This is a genomic window from Vulcanococcus sp. DEBay_Sum29NL08_54 (assembly GCF_017859255.1).
Taxonomy (GTDB): domain Bacteria; phylum Cyanobacteriota; class Cyanobacteriia; order PCC-6307; family Cyanobiaceae; genus Vulcanococcus.
Map to the genome: position 1 here is coordinate 1 of NZ_JAFMNJ010000077.1, position 2,966 is coordinate 2,966.

General features: G+C 64.9%; 6 protein-coding genes. 2 read left to right on the forward strand and 4 right to left on the reverse strand.

What is annotated here, in order from left to right; translation table 11 throughout:
* Positions 1-3 precede the first annotated feature (3 nt).
* The 3 genes from QZ186_RS11600 to QZ186_RS11610 are packed head-to-tail and all read right to left on the reverse strand — an operon-like array spanning position 4 to position 1,464.
* Entirely contained in the window at positions 4-219 is a 216-nt protein-coding gene (locus QZ186_RS11600) for a Nif11-like leader peptide family natural product precursor (RefSeq protein WP_247477560.1), read from the reverse strand.
* A 35-nt stretch (positions 220-254) separates the two neighbouring features.
* Entirely contained in the window at positions 255-773 is a 519-nt protein-coding gene (locus QZ186_RS11605) for an HPP family protein (protein WP_010315995.1), read from the reverse strand.
* Positions 774-780: 7 nt separating this feature from the next.
* Complete coding sequence (locus tag QZ186_RS11610) at positions 781-1,464, reverse strand: peroxiredoxin-like family protein (RefSeq protein WP_029626205.1); 684 nt, start codon at positions 1,462-1,464, stop codon at positions 781-783.
* Positions 1,465-1,800: 336 nt separating this feature from the next.
* Here QZ186_RS11610 and QZ186_RS11615 point away from each other — a divergent pair, with 336 nt between their 5' ends.
* Positions 1,801-1,941 carry a hypothetical protein gene (locus tag QZ186_RS11615; protein WP_010315999.1) on the forward strand — a complete coding sequence of 47 codons (141 nt, stop codon included), beginning with the start codon at positions 1,801-1,803 and terminating at the stop codon, positions 1,939-1,941.
* Positions 1,938-2,345 carry a DUF1499 domain-containing protein gene (locus tag QZ186_RS11620; RefSeq protein WP_296417006.1) on the forward strand — a complete coding sequence of 136 codons (408 nt, stop codon included), beginning with the start codon at positions 1,938-1,940 and terminating at the stop codon, positions 2,343-2,345. The genes QZ186_RS11615 and QZ186_RS11620 overlap by 4 nt, the downstream gene beginning before the upstream one ends.
* On the opposite strand, the gene QZ186_RS11625 is transcribed toward QZ186_RS11620, so the two are convergent.
* Positions 2,335-2,901: a pyridoxamine 5'-phosphate oxidase family protein gene (locus QZ186_RS11625; RefSeq protein ID WP_296417009.1), complete on the reverse strand. Its 567-nt coding sequence runs from the start codon at positions 2,899-2,901 to the stop codon at positions 2,335-2,337. The genes QZ186_RS11620 and QZ186_RS11625 overlap by 11 nt on opposite strands.
* Between the last annotated feature and the right edge of the window lie 65 nt (positions 2,902-2,966).

A 2,966-nucleotide genomic window follows, 5' to 3' on the forward strand; every position in this document is an offset into this window, starting at 1 on the left:
CGCTCAGTTGTATTCGCCGGGCATGTCGTTCTTATGGACCGTGACCCGATCGAATTTCTTGCCGGAGACCCGCAGCAGTTCATCCCCGGAGAACTCAAAGCCGAGCTTTAGGCCGATCTGCGCCACGTCATCGGCGGTGGCGGCGGCCAGGACCTGCTGCTTCAGGGCCTCATCGGCCTGAAGGCGAGCCAGGAAGGCCTTGAGTTGATCGAGCGACATGGCAGCGCCGTCGGGCGCAACAGTCTCCCAGAGGCTCAGAGCCAGTGATGCGGATAGTGCTCCGCACCGGGCTGCAGCCGGCTATAGGCCACGGCGATCAGCATCATCACCAGCGAACCGCTGAGCACGGGCATCCAGATGAATCCAGGCTGGGCCTTGAGCAGGACCCCCAGAAGCGCCACCGCCCCGGCCGGTGGATGCAGGCAACGCAGCACTTGTCCGAGGGCAATGGTCACGGCCACGGCCAGGCCCATCACCCAGGGGGCATCGCCGAAGGCCATGACGCAGGCGACGCTGACGATGGCGGCCACGGTGTTCCCCAGGACCACATTCCGTGGTTGCGCCAGGGGGCTGGACGGGTGGCCAAAGAGCAGAACGGTCGAGGCTCCGAAGGGTGCCACGACCAGGGGGTAGTGGCTCCAGAGACTGATCAGGCCCAGGGCCGTAATGGCCAGCAGAGCACCCAGCCAAGCTCCGATCACCTGCCGCTGTTGGAAGCGCGGTTGGTAGTCCCTGCCCCGTTGGCGCTCCGACTGGATCCTGTCCCAGACCATCGGTCTTTCAGCTCAGATAGGGATCCAAGAAGGACAGCGGGCGACTCATTGTTGCGGAGAAGCCCAGCATTCCTTGGTCCCGATGCTCATAGAGCAGGGAGTCGTCGCTCTCCAAGAGGAAGGTGGCTCCGCGTTGGGTGATGAAGTCATCACGGGGGACATAGGTCCGCCAATTCCCCAGCACCTCGGTCATGTTGCGCAGGCGCACGGTGGCGAGCTCAAAGGGCCGCTGGAATCCCTCGCCGCCCGCCAGGCGAAAGAGGGGACTCTCGAAGCGCTGCGGCGCGGAGCGATCTCCGGTGTAGCCGCGCAGGACCTCGCTCAAGGTTCCCGGTGAGCCGATGCCGGCACACATCAACAGCAGCCCCGGCCAAGGTCCGCCGGGCGTCTGCAGGCCGGAGTAGAGCTCAAGCGCGCGGTGCAACCTCGGTTCGCTCTCCACCCTGAGGTTGCCCCGGGGAAAGCCGGTGAACTGGCAGAACCGCTCGGCTCCGGCCTCGTCACCAATGCCGATCGCCAGGGTCTTGATTCCGGCCTGCTCCAGCCTGGGCAAAACGGGGGCAAGCGCCTGGGCGTATTCCAGCGAATCGAAATCCCCGAGCTGGCTCATCAGGATCACCAGCCGTCTGGACCCTGGCTCCATCCCTGGGATAGAGCGGAGGGCGTCCAGCAGAAGGTCGGGCGTCGTCATGGGTCTGAGGTCATCGGCGTTGAGGACGGCTCTGGTCTCAACGTCTCCTCAGCCTCGCTGAACGGGTGGGGTGGGGCGAGATGCACCTCGCCCCGTTTGAGGCGCGTCTGACGAAGAGAGCAACCTCAATCCATTGATGCCATCGCCCCGAGATGTTGTCCACGGAGGGTTGGCGACTGCAGAAAAGCCAAAAAAAACTCCGCTGGTCAATCGACCGGCGGAGGTGCGTCTCTTCGTCAAAAGCGCAGGTCTTTCCTAGGAAGTCGACCAGCCCTGGCGCCATAGGCATTTGTTCCTGGTCGTATCCAGCACAATGGCGAGAGGGGAGGCCTGCCCATGCGCCGTCATCGTTGGCTCTTGTTGATCGCAGCCCTGGCTTGCATCGGCAGCTTGCTGCTCTGGATTGCTGAGATCGATGTGGGGATTGAAGAGTCCCTCCCTACCCCGGCTCCTGTTGCTGCTCCCTCCAATCCATGACGGCTCTGTTCTCCCACTTCCTGCTGGTCTTCACCCTGGGGCTCTTTCATCTGGTGGGTCCCGTGCCGGAGGACCTGGGTGTGCAGAACGGCGCCCTCTCCCCCTGCCCCAGTCCGGCCCATTGCGCCCGCGTGGATTGGGCCGTGGCCAATCCCGAGGCGGCCCTTCAATCTCTACTCCCGGTGATCCGGGCCACCCCGCGCACCGAGATCGTCGAAGAGGGGAACGGCTACCTGCACGCGACGGCCACGAGTGCCCTGTTTGGCTTCGTCGACGATCTCGAGCTCTACGCCGATCCCACTGCTGGGGTGCTTCAGGCCCGCTCGGTCTCACGTCTGGGCGATTCGGACCTGGGTGTGAATGCGAAGCGCCTGCAGGATCTGGCGGATCAGCTCAAGGATTGAGGCACTCTTCCGCCCAGTCCTGATCCAGCCGCCAGCGGCGACGCCGGTGGGGGTGGCCCACCAGCTCCAGCAACTCCACCTGCTGGATCTCAATCCGCACCAATTCAAAGGTCTCCGGTAGCGGGACCGCATCACCGAGGGCCTCGGGAAAGTCCCCCAGGGGATCGAAAGGGGCTCCGGGTTGGGGCCAGCCCCAGAGACTCCGCGCTCCGGGATGGAGTTGTTGCCAGTGTTGGCTGCGGGCGGACTGATCGTCGTCGGCGTTCAGGAGGAGGCGATGACCCCTGAGCCGAAATTGTGATTTCGCCTTAGGCAGAAGCCAACAGAGCTCCAGCCTGGGTTCGGCGCTGAGTTCAGCGCTCTTCTCGCTGCGTCGATCCGTCAGCAGATCCAGTTGGCAGGCCCCGGCCCAGCCGCGGAAGACCAGCGTGCGCACCCGAGGCGCCCCATCGCTTCCAAGGGTGGCCAATTGGAGCCATCGGGCCTGGGGAGACCGCCCTTCCCGCTGCCGCGCTCCGCGCAGGAGCGGCCTCCAGGGCGGCAGAGCGTCACTCATGCCGCGGACTCGCAGCGGTAATGGGCGATCTCGCCGCCGCCGCGCCGGCGCTCAGCAAAGTCAGG

What these genes read in the sequence shown, in the direction of transcription:
- QZ186_RS11615 (WP_010315999.1), top strand. Translation starts at nt 1,801, where the DNA reads ATGCGCCGTCATCGTTGGCTCTTGTTGATCGCAGCCCTGGCTTGCATC.
- QZ186_RS11625 (WP_296417009.1), bottom strand. Translation starts at nt 2,901, where the DNA reads ATGAGTGACGCTCTGCCGCCCTGGAGGCCGCTCCTGCGCGGAGCGCGG.
- QZ186_RS11620 (WP_296417006.1), top strand. Translation starts at nt 1,938, where the DNA reads ATGACGGCTCTGTTCTCCCACTTCCTGCTGGTCTTCACCCTGGGGCTC.
- QZ186_RS11600 (WP_247477560.1), bottom strand. Translation starts at nt 219, where the DNA reads ATGTCGCTCGATCAACTCAAGGCCTTCCTGGCTCGCCTTCAGGCCGAT.
- QZ186_RS11605 (WP_010315995.1), bottom strand. Translation starts at nt 773, where the DNA reads ATGGTCTGGGACAGGATCCAGTCGGAGCGCCAACGGGGCAGGGACTAC.
- QZ186_RS11610 (WP_029626205.1), bottom strand. Translation starts at nt 1,464, where the DNA reads ATGACGACGCCCGACCTTCTGCTGGACGCCCTCCGCTCTATCCCAGGG.